The following is a 16,320-nucleotide window of genomic DNA, read 5'->3' on the forward strand; positions in this document are numbered from 1 at the left end:
GATACCCAGTCCATGGGTAGAGCGCCTTGTAGATTTCCGGTTTCGCTTCAGCGAAATTGCGGAGACCGCAGGTCAAGCAAAGGAAATGTACACCGCGCGATGCCCGAGGACGAGCCCTCTCGGGCTTGAGAGCACCAAAGCTAGAGATGAAACGGTAGGCTTGTGGAAACAAGAGGATGAGCAGCAGCTAATAAGAATGGCTTGTATCAAGTTGCAGGAAGCGGCGACCAGGGAAGTATAAACCAGCAAGTATAAAAGTATGGCTTTTCGAGCCAGTCGGGTTGAAAAGCCAACAGATAAAAAGACAAGGGCTGCAAGCCCGCGCCAGCGGAAGTAAGAAGCAAGTATAAAGTATAGCCTCAATCAATTGCTAGGCAGCCCTAAAAGCAAAAAGCTCCATTCAGATAGAACAGAGCTTTAAAAAGTGCGCACGGGGAGATTCGAACTCCCACACCCGAAGGCACCACCCCCTCAAGATGGCGTGTCTACCGATTTCACCACGTGCGCTGGTAAAAGTAGGATGCAAAAGTATAAACAGGCTCTGACAAATGCAACGGCAGACAATCAAAAATTAGGCTCTTTATACACTAAAACTAAAATTTGGCACGCGAAGAACCATATCAGGCTTTTGTGGTGTTAGCACAGAGGAAAGTAACGGGTGCAAACGGAAGTATGAAATTTTCGAGATAAAGCTGCTGTAAATGTAGGGCCTTTCGGAGATTGTTTATACCTTTAGGCTTGTGCTGTAGGCTATAAGCACACTTTTTATTTCAGGTCCTTCACGCTACGATATAAATATATGAGTATAGAAATAACCGGATTGTCGAAGAAGTATGGAAAAAAACAGGTGCTGCAGGAGCTGGACCTGACCATCGAAAGCGGGCAGATTTATTGCCTGCTAGGCAAAAACGGCGTAGGCAAAAGTACTTTCCTCAACTGTATTCTCGACCTGGTGCAGCCCGACAGCGGGAGCATCACCCTATTTGGCAAGGACTATCACCGGCACCAGCTGGAGGTAAAGCAGAACCTGGGCGCCCTCTGCGAAGACAACCCTCTGATAGAGGAGTTCACCGGTCTGGAGTACCTCAGCTTTGTGTCCAAGCTCTATAAGCTTTCGGCAGCCGAGGCGGAGGAGCGCATCAATAGCCTTGTAAGTTATTTCTTCACGGATAAGGAGTCGTTGCACAAGAACGTGGCCGGCTACTCCACCGGCATGAAAAAGAAGGTAGGTATTGCCGCCGCCATGCTGCACAAGCCGCAGGTGCTTATCCTCGACGAGCCTTTTACCGGCCTCGACCCGATTGCGGCGCAGCTCCTGGTACAGCTCATCCGCAGCTACCGCAACGCTAACCGCGCCATCCTGATCTCCTCTCACGACCTGAACTACGTGGAGAAGATCGCCACGCATATAGGGGTGCTCAACGACGGGCAGCTGATGTACAACGGCTCGGTGCAGGAGTTTACCATGAACGGCTCCAGCCTGATAGACCAGGCGCTGTTCCAGCTGCTGCTGCCGCACCACAACACCGAAACCAACCTCGACTGGATGCTCACTTAAGGTAGTTAAAAGTTAAGGGTACAAAGTCAAAAGTGTGAAAACGAACACGGTTTGATGACTCTTAACTCCTAACGCTCACCTCTTAACCAAAATACATGGATTTGATTTTATTCTCTTGCCGTGCCCGTATCAACAGCTTTTTCAGGCAGAAGCGCCTGCAGCGTGTGCTGTTGCTTTCGCTGGGCCTGGTGTCGGCGGGGGTATATAGCTGGCTGTTCGCGTTCCTGCTACAGCAGGCCGGCGAGGGCAGCACAAAGCTAAGCGTAGACCAGGTGCTGGAATATACCAACCTGTTCATGTTGGCCATCATCATCCTGAAGGGCTTCTTCCCGGCTTATATACCGAAGGCTAGCCTGATCCCGCAGTTGTACCCGGTGTCGGCGCTGCAGCGGTTCCGCACCGAGCTGGTGGTGGAACTGGTGTCGCCGTTTTACTTTGTGCTGCTCAATTTCCTGGTGCTGATGTACCTGATGTCGCCGCTGTATACGCTGCTGCACCTGCTGCAAAGCGTGCTGGTTATACTTACGGCACACGTAACGCTGCGCTCGCTGCAGGTGTTTATAGAGCGGCGCATGCGCTGGAAAAATGCCAACTTTTACTCGGCGGCGGTGATGGCGGCGGCCTTCATAGCGCTGCAGGTGCGTGTGCCAATGTTCTACCCGGTATCGGAGTGGCTGATGCTGGTGGTGCACCTGGCGGCGCTGGGTGCTTTTGTAACGGCTAACTTCTTCCTGGAGAAAGCCGCCTCGGAGCCGCGCCGAAAAACCGTTAACTACAGTACCAGCGCCCGCCGCAGTTTAGGGTGGCGCCTGTTCAAGAACCACAAGCAGGCCCGCCAGATGCTTATTTTTGGCTTCGTTTTCAAGGTGTTTATACTTGGTGCCGATGCGCTGGCATTCGCCAAGAAGGGCGAGCACCTGCTGGACGAGGTGATGACGCTGTGGCTGTTTGTGGGGCCGCTGGTGGTGTTCTCCTACGTGTTCAACAATGTATGGGGCTTTTACCGCAACCTGTGGCTGACCGTGGAGCGCAGCAGCGGCACCACCAAGGACCTGCTGCGGGTAACGTGGCTGGCACTGCGCCTGCCGCTGCTCATCGATGCCGTGCTTACCTTTGTGTATGTGGCCGTCTTTAACCAGGGAGAGGCTTTCTTTGTAGTGATGATGTACCTGGGCAGTGTGCTGGTGATGGCACCGCTGAGTATTATTGCTTCTGTCGTGAGCCCTAAAACGGTGTCAGGAGGCATGTTCAGCTTCAGCGCCAAGGCTTCCTACCTGTTCAACTTTATTGCCATCGGCCTGCTTTGCCTGCTGTTTCTGCCGCTCATACACCCGCTGCTGTACCTGGTGTACCCGGTGGTGGTGGGCGGCACCATTTTCGCGCTGGTGGCCGTGCTCAAGGAATACCCCAGGTATAAGTATAAGCTCTTCGAAACACACTTTAAGGCGGAGGCCTAACGTACAAGTATGAAGTATAAGAGTATAGCCCCGGCATTTAACAGGTGTCGGGGCTGTACTTTTTACAGGTCTAAAGTATAAGCCATGGTTGTGGCACCTAAGCATCTTCCGCCTGCCTGCGCTTTCACTTGCAACAGCACTTGCCATCGCTCCGTTACCTCAAGGGTAATCGGATAAAGTATACATCGATGATAAGAATAGGCTACCATATATCGCATGAGCAGTTTCCGCCCAGCCAGCTGCTGCAGTTGGCGAAGCAGGCTGAGGAGGCAGGGTTTCAGTTTTGCATTTCCTCGGATCATTTTCACCCGTGGAGCGAGAACCAGAGCGAGTCCGGGTTTGCCTGGTCGTGGTTGGGGGCTGCTATGGCGCAGACTTCGCTGGATTACGGCATCGTGAGTTGCCCCGCCTACAGGTATCATCCCGCTATTATAGCGCAGGCCGCCGCCACTTTGGATGAGATGTTCCCGGGCCGGTTTTGGATGTGCCCCGGCAGCGGACAGGCGCTGAACGAGTCGATAACCGGCGGGCGCTGGCCGGCCAAACCGGAGCGTAACGCAAGGCTAAAGGAGAGTGTGGACGTGATGCGGGCGCTGTGGCGCGGAGAAACCGTTACGCACGATGGTCTGGTGAAGGTAGAGAAGGCCAGGCTTTATACCCGGCCCAAAGAAAAGATCCGCCTCATCGGTGCTGCCATCACGCCCGAAACCGCTGCCTGGGCCGCAGGCTGGGCCGATGGCCTGATCACGGTGTTGCAGCCGGTGGAGAAGCTGGAGAAAGTGGTGGACGCCTGGCGTAGCAACGGCGGGGCAGCTAAACCCATGAGCTTGAAAGTGCAGGTTTCTTATGACGAAACCGACGAGGCCGCCCGAACGGGAGCACACGAGCAGTGGAGAACCAACGTGTTTGCCAGCGACCTGCAGGCTGAGCTACGAACCCCGATACAGTTTGACCAGGCAGCAGAGTTTGTGAAGCCCGAAGAAATGGACGGCGCCGTTAACATTTCCAGCGACCCTGAAAAGCATGTGCAGTGGCTGGAGAAGTATGTGGAGATGGGTTTTACTGACCTGGACCTGCATAACGTGAACACAAAGCAGGAGCAGTTTATCCGGGTATTCGGAGAGAAGGTGCTGCCGCATTTCCGGGGCAGGTAAGCCCCCGAAGGTGTTATACTTTGGGTGGCAGAAGATCGACAAGGCTCAGCACCTGCGCCTCTACATCAGCCCTCAGCTCCACAGCAAGCCTAACTTGGTCGGGGAGGGGGGCAATGTCCTGTACACGCACCTCATGCACGGCGCCTGTCAGTTTAACGCCCTTTAGCTGTAGCCCCTCCTGCAGCATGCCATTGGCTTTTGCCAGCTCTGCTGCAATAATGCTCCCTACATTTACCCTTGCCTTCCGGAGGACCTGGCTGTAGGCGACCTTGTTTACCAGCACCTCCAGGCCGGTGTTGAAAAAGCCGCTGGTTGTTCTGGATGTCAGGTGGAACTGCTGTACGTAAAGCTGCTGCGTAGCATTATCATACCCCAGGCTGGCCAATACATACAGGTCCACGTTGTCACGCTTCAGCATGGTGCGGAGTATCCTGATTTTAATTCTAAGAATTACTTCCTGCGGGCCTGAGTTGCTTCCGCTAATGCCCACATCCAGGATCTGCGCGTAAGGTGGCGCGTCTGTTCCTTCCTCCTGCTTCGGGATATATTCACCGATCAGCTGGTTTTTCAGCACACCTTCCAGGGCGGGGTAGGAGACGGAGACAGGCACATAAACTCTTACGGAATCTTCCATAGGGAACAGACTTGTGGTTTAACAGGCGGCACAGCGGCGATTTTCTGTAGAACTTACAGGTATATAGCGATATTTGTTTAGTGTATAAATGAAAAAAGCCCCAAACGTGTTAGTTTGAGGCTTTTGAAGTGATCCCGCTGGGATTCGAACCCAGGACCCATACATTAAAAGTGTATTGCTCTACCAGCTGAGCTACAGAATCGTTTATGTTCCCTGATTGGGAGTGCAAAGATAGAAGCTTCCGTTTAAATGTCAAACACTTTTTTCGCTTCTTTTCCTCTCTTTGCAAGAGGTTGAAATAAAAAGCCTCCCGGTTAGGAAAGGCTTCGGCTTTCTTTCAGTGATCCCGCTGGGATTCGAACCCAGGACCCATACATTAAAAGTGTATTGCTCTACCAGCTGAGCTACAGAATCAGTTTATTTCTTAACTTGCATGCTCAAGGCGTTTCCCTGAATTGCGATGCAAAACTAACAGCTAAGTTTTTAAATGCAAAACATCTTATCCAAAATATCTGCCTTTCTGATTATTTTTTTGGCTGTTTTGGCGGAACCGGCTTGTGCTCAGGACAATAATTTAACACTGGCTAAAGCAGATTCTTTATTTCAGAATCAACGTTATTCCGATGCTTTTGTTCTGTATGAGCAGTTGCTGGAGCAGGAACAGCACTATTCGCCGCAGATGCTTCTGAAGATGGCCTACATCAGAGAGGGCCTCCGCGACTATACCGGGGCCATGTATTACCTGCACCTGTTCTACACCAAGGAACCGAGCCGTTCTACCCTCAAGAAGATGGAGGAACTGGCGCAGGTCCACCGCCTGCAGGGCTACGAGTACAACGACCTGCAGTTCTTCAAAACGCAGTTTAACAAACATTACATGCGCATGCTGGAGGTCATGCTGCTGGCGGCGGTTATTACGGTTACCATCATGCTGTTCAGGTGGCGCAGGGGCTACAGGTTCAGTGCTACGTTCAAGGCCGGTTTTATACTTTACCTGCTGTTTATACTTTATTACATTAACTTCCTCAACCTCGGCGATCAGGGCATCATTAAAAACAACCAGGTAGCCATTATGTCGGCTCCCTCTGCCGGCGCCGATTGGGTGGCCACTGCCTCACAGGGCCATAAAGTACCTATTACCGGCGAGCAGGACATCTGGTACGAGATCAAATGGAAAGGAGAGAAGGCCTATATCCGCAAAAGTAATTTGCTGGAGCTGCCTTGATTTACGTATCACGTATTACGACACACGTAGCACGACTTTTTGGCAAGAGAGTTAGAGGCCTCCTCTAAATAACGCTGAAGTAAGTCCTTTGACAAATGGTCTTCTGTCACGCAGTCAAAGAATCAGGTCGTGCTACGTGATACGAGCTACGAGATACTCAAATAACTATCGCTTCAGCGGCGAGTCCTTCTCCTTTGCCATCACGTTATACACCAGCTTGTCGGCCAGGCTCGGGAAAAGCTTGTTTACCCACACGGCCAGTTTCCCTTGCGTGGTCATCACCAGGTCGCGTTTGCGCTGCATGGTGGCTTTCAGGATCCTTTCGGCAACCTCCTCGGCACTCATCATTTTCTCTTCCTCGCGTGGTGTTTCGCCCTGCTGCTGGCCGTTGGCGGCCAAAGCGGTGTTGCGGATGTTGGAAGCTGTAAAGCCAGGGCAAGCCAGCAGCACGTGCACTCCTGAGTGGAGCAATTCCGTGCGCAGGGTCTCCAGGAAGCCATGCATGGCGAATTTGGAGGCAGAATAGCCCGTACGGGCAGGCAGGCCGCGGTAGCCGGCAATTGAGGAAATGCCCACGATAGAGCCCTTTGCCTGCTTGATGTACGGTAGCGCGTACTTGGTGCTGTACACGGTGCCCCAGAAGTTAATGTCCATCACCTGGCGGATCACGGCCAGGTCCAGGTCCTCGAAGAGAGCGCGCATCGAGATGCCGGCGTTGTTAATGAGTACGTCCAGCCGGCCATACTTATCCACCGTTTCCTGCACCATGCGCTGGCACTGCTCCTCCATACTTACATCGGCGTTCACGGCCAGATTGTCGATGCCAGCAGCGCTCAGTTCCTGGCTGGTCTGGTCGAGGTTCTGCTGCTTGCGGCCCGAAACGACTACTTTCGCACCCTCGCGGCCAAAAGCGAAGGCCAGCGCCTTGCCAATACCCGACGTGCCACCTGTTATAAGGACAACTTTATTCTTCATTTTTATACTTTCTTCAACTAAAATCAACTGCAAAGGTAATTTTAATTGTTGATTGCTGGAAGTTAGAAAGTTGGGGAGTTAGAGAGTTTAGGAGTTAGAGGGTTAGAAAGTTAAAGAGTTAGAAGGTCAAGGAGCTAGTATTTAATTAACGAACAACAATCAACGAATAACCAATAACTACCAACGGACCACCTGTATCTGCCCATATTTTCGTAATTTTGCGCCACTGTGAGAAATAAGAGCAAGAAGAAGCAATTCGCGATACTCGAGCAAGTTCGGATCGAGGAGATGGTAGCGGAGGGCAAGTGCCTGGCGCGCCACGATAACATGGTCATTTTTGTAGGCGGCGTAGCCCCCGGCGACGTGGTAGACCTGCGCGTAACCCGCAAAAAGAAGAGCTATATGGAGGCCGAGCCGGTGCATTTCCATGCGCTGTCGGAGCTGCGCGTACAGCCGTTCTGCGAGCACTTCGGTACCTGCGGCGGCTGTAAGTGGCAGCACATCGGCTACGATACCCAGCTATACTTTAAGCAGAAGCAGGTGAAGGACAACCTGGAGCGCATCGGCAAAGTGCCGCTGCCGGAGTTTGACCCCATACTTGGCTCCGGGAAAACGCGCTACTACCGCAACAAGCTGGAGTATACCTTCTCCAACACCAGCTGGCTCACCAAGGAGCAGATCCAGTCGGGGCAGGATTTCGACCGCGACGCGTTAGGGTTCCACATCCCCGGCCGCTTCGATAAGATCCTCGACATCAAGCACTGCTATCTGCAGCCCGATCCGTCGAACGCCATACGCCTGGAGGTAAAGGCTTATGCAAAGCAGCACGACCTGCCGTTCTTCGACATCGTGAAGCAGGAAGGCTACATGCGAAACCTCATTATCCGCACCGCCAACACGGGTGAGGTGATGGTGATCGTGCAGGTGTACGAAGACAGGCCGGAGGAGATGACGGCGCTGATGGAGCACCTGGCCGCGACTTTTCCGGAGATTACCTCGCTGCAATATGTAGTGAACGCTAAGGGCAACGAAACCTTCCACGACCTGGAGGTGGTGTGCTACAAAGGCCTGCCGTACATCCACGAGGATATGGAAGGCATCAAGTTTCGCGTGGGGCCAAAGTCGTTCTACCAAACCAATGCCGACCAGGCCTATGAGTTGTATAAGAAGACGCGCGAGCTGGCCAACCTGACCGGAAACGAGCTGGTGTACGACCTTTATACCGGGGCCGGTACCATCGCTAACTTTGTGGCAAAGCAGTGCCGTGAGGTGATTGGTATTGAGTATGTGCCGAGCGCGATTGAGGACGCCAAGATCAACTCGCAGATCAACAACATCACCAACACTACTTTTTATGCCGGAGATATGAAAGATATCCTTTCGGATGAGCTGATTGCCCGTCACGGAAGACCGGATGTGGTGATAACTGACCCGCCGCGCGCCGGCATGCACGAGGATGTGGTGAAAAAGCTGCTGCAGGTGCATCCGAACCGCATCGTGTACGTGAGTTGTAACCCGGCTACGCAGGCCCGCGATGTGGAGTGGCTCTCGGAGAAGTATGAGGTAACGCGCGTACAGCCGGTAGACATGTTCCCGCAGACGCACCACGTAGAGAATATTGTATTGTTAACCGCTAAATAGATAAACGTATCACGTAGCATGTATCAAGTAGCACGACAATAGACTCTTTGACAATTTAACAAAAGAGAATTTGACGAAGTATAGAAGCATCATAAGGGTAGATCTCAATTCTTTGACATAATGCCCTCTATACAGAAGTCGTGCTACCTGATACGTGCTACGCCAAGTAATATGGAAAACGATCCGGAACTGAATGGTAAATACCTGGGCACTATCTCAAAGGATTTTGTGGTGGTGGCCGAGACGCTGAAGGAGGCATCGTACCAGGTGCGCAAGCGTAAGATCTCCGAGTACCCCATCTTTGTGTTCAGCCGCACGCAGGTGCCGGTAGGCTCTGTGTTCCTGGCCAAGGAAGAGGTGGCGCTGGACTGGCACATCAATGCCTCTTACCTGGAGGACTTTGTGCAACGCCAACTGGTGGTAGAGGAGAAGGTGGAGGAGTTTAAAGCCGCCTACAAAGATCCCGACGAATTCTGCTGCCTGTTCGTGGTGGACGGCGAGTTCCAGAACTTCGTGTTCATCCCTTTCCCGGAGGATTAAGCGCGTAGCACTTATTTCGTAGCACGTAGCATGACAGTAAGTTAAGATGGATGTAAAAACAGAAGAGGAGCACAGTTTTGTGCTCCTCTTCTGTTTTGTTGTCGTGATACTTGATACGTGCTACGTGATACGACAACATTAAAAATGGCTCCAGCCCTGTGCTTTCAGCGGGAACACCTGACCGGATTTGGTAGCCAGATTCACGCCGTCGCTTTCCTCGGTTATTTTGCCGATGATGGTGATGTCCGGGTGGTTTTTAAGCTCGTCGTAGGCTGTGAGTGGCACCGTAAAGAGCAGTTCATAGTCCTCGCCGCCGTTCATGATGCAGGTAAGCGGGTCGATGTTGAACTCCAGCGCTGTCTCCAGCATCTGCGGGTCGGCTGGCAGGTTATCCTTGTATACTGTGGCTCCTACCTTGGACTGGCTGCAGATATGGAACAGCTCTGAGGCCAGCCCGTCTGAAATGTCGATCATAGCAGTTGGCTGAATGCCGCGCTCCTTCAGGTCGTAAATCACATCCATGCGTGCCTCCGGTCGTAGCTGGCGGCCCACGATGTACTGCTTGTTCTCCAGTTCCGGCTGCATGTCGGGGTTGGCCATAAATGCCTGCTTCTCGCGCTCCAGAATCTGAAGGCCCATGTAAGCTGCCCCCAGATCGCCGGTTACGCACACCAGGTCGTTCACCTTGGCGCCGTTGCGGTACACGACCTGGTCCGCAGCAGCCTCGCCAAGCGCGGTAACGCTGATCACCAGTCCGGCTGCGGAGGAGGTCGTGTCGCCACCCACCAGGTCTACTTTATAGTTGTCGCAGGCCAAACGGATACCTTCGTACAACTCTTCCACGGCCTCCACAGTAAAGCGGGCACCCAAGGCAATGTTCACCGTTATTTGGGTGGGCTTGGCGTTCATGGCGGCCACATCGGATACGTTTACGGCCACGGCCTTGTAGCCCAGGTGCTTCAGCGGGCAAAACGACAGGTCGAAGTGCACGCCTTCCAGCAGCATGTCCGACGTTACCACCAACTGCTTTTCCTTCGGCTGCAGCACGGCCGCATCGTCGCCGATGCCTTTAACCGTGGAATCGTTGCGCAGCTCGATTTTCTCGTTTATCTTCCGGATCAGGCCAAACTCGCCCACGGCACTTAAAGGAGTATATTCGCTCATAGTTCTGTATCTGTTTTAGCAAATGCAAAGATACAAAATAAGAAACAGAGCTGCTGTATGGCTTTCCCGGCTGCGGGTTCATACTTCCTACTTTCCCTACTGCTGATCTACCGTAACATGAAGGGCAGCAGCCAGAGCAAGTAGAGAGAATGAGTAAAAATCAAACAAATTTGGTCTGATGTTTGTACATTGCATGTATGTACATTAAATTGCATCCGCATTCGATTAGAATCAGCATTATACTTTAAAATAAGAAATATGTCCGCTACTACAGAGAAAAGTATCGCCACCCATACTTTAATTGAGAGCCGCTGGAGCCCGCGCGCTTTCAGCAACGAGCCTGTGAGTGAGGAGCAGATGGAGGCGCTGTTTGAGGCAGCCCGATGGGCGCCCTCTGCCATGAACGAGCAGCCGTGGCGCTTTGTCTATGCCACCAAAGAGGATAAGGCAGCATTTGAGAAACTAGGTGCTTTATTGGTGGAAGGCAACAGTTGGGCAAAGCATGCGGGGGCGCTTTTTGTATCCATCGCCAAAACCAGCTATGACTATGACGGCAGCCAGAACAAGCATGCGTGGCACGATGTAGGGCTGGCTACCGGGAACCTGCTGCTGCAGGCCACCGAGATGGGGCTGCACGTGCATCTGATGGGCGGCTTTGATGCCGCCAGGGCAAAGCAGGCGCTGGGCATACCGGAGGGGTTTGAGGCTGTGGCAATGGGCGCGGTTGGTTATGTGGGCGACCCGGAGTCGCTGCCTGAGCCGTTGAAGGCCCGTGAGCAGGCACCGCGCCAGCGCCAGCCGCTGAGCAAACTGGCCTTTAAGGGGGAGTGGAAGCAGAGATAAGTGACCTCAAGTATAAGTATAAAGCAATGAGCAGGAAGACAATCCATCGGGCCAAAACGCGCGGCCATGCCAACCACGGCTGGCTCGATTCGCACCATACCTTCAGCTTTGCCAGCTATTACGACCCGGAGCGCATGGGGTTCGGGCTGCTGCGCGTGCTGAACGACGACGTGGTGGCGCCGGGCATGGGCTTCGGTACACACCCGCACGACAACATGGAGATCATCTCGATTCCGCTGAAGGGCTCCTTGGCGCACCGCGATAGCACCGGCACGCAGGAGGTGATCCAAACAAACGAGGTGCAGATCATGTCGGCGGGCAGCGGACTGACACACTCGGAGTTCAACGGATCAAAAACAGAGCCTGTGAACTTTTTGCAGATCTGGGTGTTTCCTAAAGAGCGGGACATACAGCCACGCTACGGTCAGAAAAGCTTTAAGCCGGAAGACCGGGTGAACAGGCTGCAGACCGTGGTTTCTCCTGAGAAGGATGGCGAAGCCCTTTGGATAAACCAGGATGCCTGGTTTACGCTGGGCACGCTCAGAAACGGTTTCTCGGAGCAGTACGCGCTGCACAAGCCTGGCAATGGCCTTTACGCGTTCGTGATAGACGGAGAGGTGGAGATTGACGGCGAAAAACTGGGCAGGCGCGACGGCATGGGCATTAGCGGGGCGGACAAGGTGCAGATCAACTCCTCCGGCGATGCAGAGCTGTTACTGATGGAGATTCCCATGAAATAAGTATATAGTGTTTAGTGATTTAAGTAGGAGCCCTGGCAGATGCCGGGGTTTTTCTTTTTAGCGCAGGTGCCGCATAATGGACACAGGCAGCGGGGCCCAAACAGCTGTCTTCACGCCCATGCTCTTCAACCCGTAATTTACCCAGTTGTTGCAGTTCTTCAGGATGTAAAACTTCCCGTTGGCCTCATAAAACGTATCCCTCCCGGAGTAGCCCGACCCGCTGATGTGTAGGTAGCTGCCATCCTGCTGCTGCACAAAAGACTTGTCGATAAACGCAATGAGTTGCCGGTACTGGGCTGGGGTGATATGTATGGGGCGTTGCCGTTTGGTGGGCACTAAGCGGGCGCGGATGTACTCCACGTGCATGGCGGTGCGGGTGGGCCAAAGGGCTGCGGTGATGGCCACCTTCGGCGTCAGGTCGGTCCACTCAGGTGTTTCCATGTAAAACTTGCGGTCGCCCCACCCGAAGCCGATGTAGCGGTAGGTGCTGTCTACGCTGCCGAAGTGGTGCAGCGGCAGTTTATCGCGCCAATCTATGAACGGTGTGGAAACAGGCACGATGATATCGGTGTGCACGCCGTTGGAGGTAACGTAGATCTCGATCGGCTCTTCCTGCGCCTGTGCCTGTGCGTATCCATTGTGCACGGTGATGCTGCCAAGTATAAAGGCGGCCACCATAAAAAGCACCGCTGCACCTGCCACAACGGCCAGTATCCAAAGTATAACCGCTGTTATTTTCCTGAGCATGTAACGCATACTTGTTAGATACGTGTAACACTCCTAAAGTATAAAAAGCCCCGAAAAACAAAACCCGGTGCAGTGCACCGGGTCTGAGTGTAGTTTAGTTAGTTTAGTTTCTCTTCCAAATTCGCCCGCGGCCCCAACCACTGGTAGTATGTATGCTGCTGATGCAAGGGATTTTACTGATTTGTGCCTGTCGTTATTTATACGTAGCAACGGCTTTTGTTTTCAGTAGGTGGGAGGGCGGCAAGAAACCCGAAATGGATTTCGGGTACAAAGGTATGAAAAATTGCATTTGTTTAAACATCTTTCCTGATTTTATCTGAAGTTTGTAAAGCGACACCTGTGCAGGTAAGCCTTCGTAATAATAGCTTATTTGCCATATTAACCGTTTTTGCGCAGATTGTGTAAAATTAGAGACTCCATCAAAACTTCACCCACAAAAAAATTATGACATACACGCTAAAGCGTTTTGCCGCTCTATGGCTGGTGCTGCTAAGCATGCAGGCTGCCGTGGCGCAGCAGCAACTGCAATCGCCGGCGCAGTTCCTGGGCTATGAGCTGGGCGAGCAGTTTACCACCCAAAACCGCATCCTGGACTATGTGAATTACCTGGCTGCACAAGTCCCTAACCGCATAAAAGTGGAGGAGTATGGCCGCACCTACGAGAACCGCCCGCTGGTGCTGGCTTACGTGGCCTCCGACGAGAACCTGCAGCGGTTGGAGCAGATACGGGAAAATAACCTGCGCCAGGCCAATCTGCAGAGCGGAAGCATACAGGGCAATCAGCCGGCCATCGTCTGGCTCAGTTACAACGTGCACGGCAACGAGTCGGTCAGCTCGGAGTCGGTGCTGCAGGTACTCTACGATCTGGTGAACCCGGAGAATGCGCAGAGCCGGCAGTGGCTGCAGAATACCGTGGTTATACTTGACCCGATGGTGAACCCCGACGGGCGTGAGCGTTATGTACAGTGGTACAACCAAGCCTCTAACCGGGGCGGCAACGCCTCGCCCTACGCCTGGGAGCACTGGGAGCCGTGGCCGGGCGGCAGGCCCAACCACTACTATTTCGACCTGAATCGTGACTGGGCCTGGCAAACGCAGGTGGAGTCGCAGCAACGGTTGGCAAAGTATAACAACTGGCTGCCACAGGTACACGCCGATTTTCATGAGATGGGAGCCGAGTCGCCCTACTATTTCTCTCCGGCCGCCAGGCCCTTCCATGAAAGTATAACCCCGTGGCAGCGCCAGTTCCAGAATACCATCGGCGAGTACAACCGCCAGTACTTCGATAAAAACAACTGGCTGTACTTTACCCGCGAGAGCTTCGACCTGTTTTACCCCAGCTACGGCGATACCTGGCCTACCTACAACGGCGCCATCGGCATGACTTACGAGCAGGGGGGCTCCGGCCGGGCAGGTTTGGCCTACAAGAAATTGGACGGCGATACGCTGACCCTGACTGAAAGGATTGCGCATCACGTGGCGGCGAGCGAGGCTACCATCAAGGCCACTTCCGAGAAAGCCGATGAACTAAAACAGGAGTTCCGGAAGTACTACAACAACAGCCTGCGCAGCCCGGAGGGCGAGTACAAATCTTTTGTGCTGAAGAGCAGCGCCAACAGTGCCGGCAACCTGAAAGCACTAACTGAATACCTGGCGCAGCAGGGGATACAGTATGGGTATGCCGGTAAAAAGGGTGCTGTGAGAGGATATAACTACCTCAATGGCAAAACGGAGCGGGTGGAACTGGCACCGCAGGATGTGGTCATTAGCATGTACCAGCCAAAATCGGTGCTGGTAAAGGTGCTGTTCGAGCCAAAGTCTGCCCTGGAGGACTCACTGACCTACGACATTACCTCCTGGGCGCTGCCTTATGCCTACGGGGTACAGGCCTATGCTGTGAAGGGTAGGGTAGATATGACCACCACAGCGCCTGCTGCGCCTGCCGCTGCTGCCATCAGCGTAGAAAAGCCTTACGCTTACCTGGCCCGCTGGAACAGTGTGCAGGACCTGAAGTTTGCCGCACAGCTGATGCAGCAGAACGTAAAACTGCGCATGGCCGAGTTGCCGTTCGAAATAGATGGCACCAGGTACGAAGCCGGCACACTCATCATGACCCGCACCGGCAACGAGCGCCTGGGCGATGCATTTGATACCAGCGTGCGTGAGCTGGCGCAGCAACACGACGTGCAGCTTGCCGCCACCAATACCGGTTTTGTAAGCACCGGTGCTGACTTTGGCTCAGGCAGCGTGCGTTACCTGAAAATGCCAAAGGTGGCGTTGCTGTCGGGGGAGGGAGTATCACCCTACGGATTTGGGGAGATATGGCATTTCTTTGAGCAGCAGATACACTACCCGGTAACGGTGCTCAACACCTCCTACTTTAGCCAGGTACCGTTGCAGGAGTTCGATGTGCTGATTCTGCCCACAGGCACTTATACCAAGGTGCTGGACGAGAAAACGCTGGAGAAGGTGCAGGATTGGGTGCGCGGCGGCGGGAAGCTGATCGCCCTGGAAAGCGCCGCTGGTTTTTTGGCCGGTAAAAAAGGTTTTGAGCTGAAGAAGAAAGGCGAGGAGGCCGAGGAGAAAAAAGAAGGGAAGGGCAATGGTGATGCCAAAGACCCATACGAAAACCTGCGTACCTACGCCGACCGTGAGCGGGAGGCGCTGGAAAGCGAAGTGCAGGGAAGCGTATACCGCGTGGACCTGGACAAGACCCACCCGCTGGCCTTCGGCTACGGCGACAGCTATTTCGCCCTTATCCGCTCTGCAAACACGTTTCAGTTCATGGAGAATGGCTGGAACGTAGGCGTGCTGAAGAAGAACAACTACGCTGCCGGCTACGTGGGGCAGGGGGCGAAAGAGAAACTGCAGGATGCCCTCATACTTGGCACGCAGCCACTAGGCCGTGGCCAGATCGTGTATCTGGCAGATAATCCGCTTTTCCGGGGCTTCTGGCAGGGCGGAAAGCTCATGTTTGGCAATGCTGTTTTCGTGGTAGGGCAGTAGGAGAAGTATAAATTCAGGAGAGATCCCCTGCTCTGGTAAGGAGCAGGGGATTTTTTGTATCGGTCAGGGTTTAGGGGGATAGAGGCTTCTGCAGTGCCAGTTCCAACCATCCCTGCCCCTCCTTGGCTTTTTCGAGGGCCCCTACCCCAGGAGGGGAGCCTGTAACTGCTTTGGCTGATGTACAAGTTTCATTGTTGAAGGTATTGCGCGGACAGGTCGCGACCTGTCCCTACAAGAGTGAACCCACCCCCAGCCCCTCCAAGGAGGGGAATCATACTTGCCACACTCCCTGTCCTCTCGAGCAGGGCGAGAGATCTATCTGGAGTTCTAAAGAGATCTCTCCCATAGGTCGAGAGGACAAATTGCCGTGGCTATCGAATCTGATCCCAGTCTTTCCGCTGAGCGCCTTGTGAGATCCGGTGCCCGCTAAGGGCATGCTGAGCGAAAGCGAGGCAAGGAGGGAACACAGCGCGATGCGGGAAGACGAGGCCTCCCGGCCTGGAGGGAGCCAAAGCAAGAAATGGAACGATAGGTTTGCAAGACTGAGGATTAGCAGCAGCTAACAAGTATAGCTTGCCTGAAGTTATAGGAAGCAGCAGTATGAAAGTATAGCCCGTGTAAAGCTACAGAAAACAG

Annotated in this window: 13 protein-coding genes and 3 tRNA genes; 9 read left to right on the top strand and 7 right to left on the bottom strand. The window is 53.6% G+C overall.

What is annotated here, in order from left to right:
- Positions 1 to 425: 425 nt before the first annotated feature.
- Positions 426 to 507: transfer RNA gene (locus OH144_RS01920), tRNA-Leu, on the bottom strand.
- Positions 508 to 799: 292 nt separating this feature from the next.
- Here OH144_RS01920 and OH144_RS01925 point away from each other — a divergent pair.
- The 3 genes from OH144_RS01925 to OH144_RS01935 all read left to right on the top strand — a co-directional run bounded on the left by OH144_RS01925 (position 800) and on the right by OH144_RS01935 (position 4,169).
- Positions 800 to 1,558: an ABC transporter ATP-binding protein gene (locus OH144_RS01925; RefSeq protein ID WP_266204598.1), complete on the top strand. Its 759-nt coding sequence runs from the start codon at positions 800 to 802 to the stop codon at positions 1,556 to 1,558.
- Between the two features lie 95 nt (positions 1,559 to 1,653).
- Complete coding sequence (locus OH144_RS01930; protein WP_266204599.1) at positions 1,654 to 3,015, top strand: hypothetical protein; 1,362 nt, start codon at positions 1,654 to 1,656, stop codon at positions 3,013 to 3,015.
- 188 nt (positions 3,016 to 3,203) lie between these two features.
- Positions 3,204 to 4,169, top strand: coding sequence for a TIGR03885 family FMN-dependent LLM class oxidoreductase (locus OH144_RS01935; protein WP_266204600.1), 966 nt, complete (start codon positions 3,204 to 3,206; stop codon positions 4,167 to 4,169).
- A 13-nt stretch (positions 4,170 to 4,182) separates the two neighbouring features.
- Here the strand turns inward: OH144_RS01935 and OH144_RS01940 are convergent, their stop codons facing one another.
- The 3 genes from OH144_RS01940 to OH144_RS01950 form a co-directional block, all read right to left on the bottom strand.
- A complete protein-coding gene (locus tag OH144_RS01940) occupies positions 4,183 to 4,803 on the bottom strand; it encodes a DUF4403 family protein (RefSeq protein ID WP_266204601.1) in 621 nt (206 codons plus the stop codon).
- 129 nt (positions 4,804 to 4,932) lie between these two features.
- Positions 4,933 to 5,005: transfer RNA gene (locus tag OH144_RS01945), tRNA-Lys, on the bottom strand.
- A gap of 139 nt (positions 5,006 to 5,144) precedes the next feature.
- Positions 5,145 to 5,217, bottom strand: a tRNA-Lys gene (locus OH144_RS01950).
- A gap of 73 nt (positions 5,218 to 5,290) precedes the next feature.
- Here OH144_RS01950 and OH144_RS01955 point away from each other — a divergent pair.
- Positions 5,291 to 6,028 carry an SH3 domain-containing protein gene (locus OH144_RS01955; protein WP_266204602.1) on the top strand — a complete coding sequence of 246 codons (738 nt, stop codon included), beginning with the start codon at positions 5,291 to 5,293 and terminating at the stop codon, positions 6,026 to 6,028.
- A 165-nt stretch (positions 6,029 to 6,193) separates the two neighbouring features.
- On the opposite strand, the gene OH144_RS01960 is transcribed toward OH144_RS01955, so the two are convergent.
- The gene (locus tag OH144_RS01960) at positions 6,194 to 7,003 is read right to left on the bottom strand and encodes an SDR family oxidoreductase (protein ID WP_266204603.1); all 810 of its coding nucleotides are present in this window, start codon (positions 7,001 to 7,003) and stop codon (positions 6,194 to 6,196) included.
- A 228-nt stretch (positions 7,004 to 7,231) separates the two neighbouring features.
- On the opposite strand from OH144_RS01960, the gene rlmD reads away from it, so the two are divergent.
- Positions 7,232 to 8,644, top strand: coding sequence for a 23S rRNA (uracil(1939)-C(5))-methyltransferase RlmD (gene rlmD, locus OH144_RS01965; protein WP_266204604.1), 1,413 nt, complete (start codon positions 7,232 to 7,234; stop codon positions 8,642 to 8,644).
- A gap of 171 nt (positions 8,645 to 8,815) precedes the next feature.
- Entirely contained in the window at positions 8,816 to 9,184 is a 369-nt protein-coding gene (locus OH144_RS01970; RefSeq protein ID WP_266204605.1) for a hypothetical protein, read from the top strand.
- A 138-nt stretch (positions 9,185 to 9,322) separates the two neighbouring features.
- Here the strand turns inward: OH144_RS01970 and thiL are convergent, their stop codons facing one another.
- Positions 9,323 to 10,348: a thiamine-phosphate kinase gene (gene thiL, locus OH144_RS01975; protein WP_266204606.1), complete on the bottom strand. Its 1,026-nt coding sequence runs from the start codon at positions 10,346 to 10,348 to the stop codon at positions 9,323 to 9,325.
- Positions 10,349 to 10,606: 258 nt separating this feature from the next.
- On the opposite strand from thiL, the gene OH144_RS01980 reads away from it, so the two are divergent.
- Positions 10,607 to 11,191, top strand: coding sequence for a nitroreductase family protein (locus OH144_RS01980; protein ID WP_266204607.1), 585 nt, complete (start codon positions 10,607 to 10,609; stop codon positions 11,189 to 11,191).
- 26 nt (positions 11,192 to 11,217) lie between these two features.
- Positions 11,218 to 11,931 carry a pirin family protein gene (locus OH144_RS01985; RefSeq protein ID WP_266204608.1) on the top strand — a complete coding sequence of 238 codons (714 nt, stop codon included), beginning with the start codon at positions 11,218 to 11,220 and terminating at the stop codon, positions 11,929 to 11,931.
- 57 nt (positions 11,932 to 11,988) lie between these two features.
- Here the strand turns inward: OH144_RS01985 and OH144_RS01990 are convergent, their stop codons facing one another.
- A complete protein-coding gene (locus OH144_RS01990; RefSeq protein ID WP_266204609.1) occupies positions 11,989 to 12,678 on the bottom strand; it encodes a TIGR02117 family protein in 690 nt (229 codons plus the stop codon).
- A gap of 444 nt (positions 12,679 to 13,122) precedes the next feature.
- Between OH144_RS01990 and OH144_RS01995 the strand changes: the two genes are divergently transcribed.
- Positions 13,123 to 15,684, top strand: coding sequence for a M14 family metallopeptidase (locus OH144_RS01995; protein WP_266204610.1), 2,562 nt, complete (start codon positions 13,123 to 13,125; stop codon positions 15,682 to 15,684).
- The last annotated feature ends 636 nt before the right edge of the window (positions 15,685 to 16,320 follow it).

The sequence above is a fragment of the Pontibacter kalidii genome (assembly GCF_026278245.1).
Lineage (GTDB): Bacteria > Bacteroidota > Bacteroidia > Cytophagales > Hymenobacteraceae > Pontibacter > Pontibacter kalidii.

What these genes read in the sequence shown, in the direction of transcription:
- OH144_RS01925 (WP_266204598.1), top strand. Translation starts at nt 800, where the DNA reads ATGAGTATAGAAATAACCGGATTGTCGAAGAAGTATGGAAAAAAACAG.
- OH144_RS01930 (WP_266204599.1), top strand. Translation starts at nt 1,654, where the DNA reads ATGGATTTGATTTTATTCTCTTGCCGTGCCCGTATCAACAGCTTTTTC.
- OH144_RS01935 (WP_266204600.1), top strand. Translation starts at nt 3,204, where the DNA reads ATGATAAGAATAGGCTACCATATATCGCATGAGCAGTTTCCGCCCAGC.
- OH144_RS01940 (WP_266204601.1), bottom strand. Translation starts at nt 4,803, where the DNA reads ATGGAAGATTCCGTAAGAGTTTATGTGCCTGTCTCCGTCTCCTACCCC.
- OH144_RS01955 (WP_266204602.1), top strand. Translation starts at nt 5,291, where the DNA reads ATGCAAAACATCTTATCCAAAATATCTGCCTTTCTGATTATTTTTTTG.
- OH144_RS01960 (WP_266204603.1), bottom strand. Translation starts at nt 7,003, where the DNA reads ATGAAGAATAAAGTTGTCCTTATAACAGGTGGCACGTCGGGTATTGGC.
- OH144_RS01970 (WP_266204605.1), top strand. Translation starts at nt 8,816, where the DNA reads ATGGAAAACGATCCGGAACTGAATGGTAAATACCTGGGCACTATCTCA.
- thiL (WP_266204606.1), bottom strand. Translation starts at nt 10,348, where the DNA reads ATGAGCGAATATACTCCTTTAAGTGCCGTGGGCGAGTTTGGCCTGATC.
- OH144_RS01980 (WP_266204607.1), top strand. Translation starts at nt 10,607, where the DNA reads ATGTCCGCTACTACAGAGAAAAGTATCGCCACCCATACTTTAATTGAG.
- OH144_RS01985 (WP_266204608.1), top strand. Translation starts at nt 11,218, where the DNA reads ATGAGCAGGAAGACAATCCATCGGGCCAAAACGCGCGGCCATGCCAAC.
- OH144_RS01990 (WP_266204609.1), bottom strand. Translation starts at nt 12,678, where the DNA reads ATGCTCAGGAAAATAACAGCGGTTATACTTTGGATACTGGCCGTTGTG.
- OH144_RS01995 (WP_266204610.1), top strand. Translation starts at nt 13,123, where the DNA reads ATGACATACACGCTAAAGCGTTTTGCCGCTCTATGGCTGGTGCTGCTA.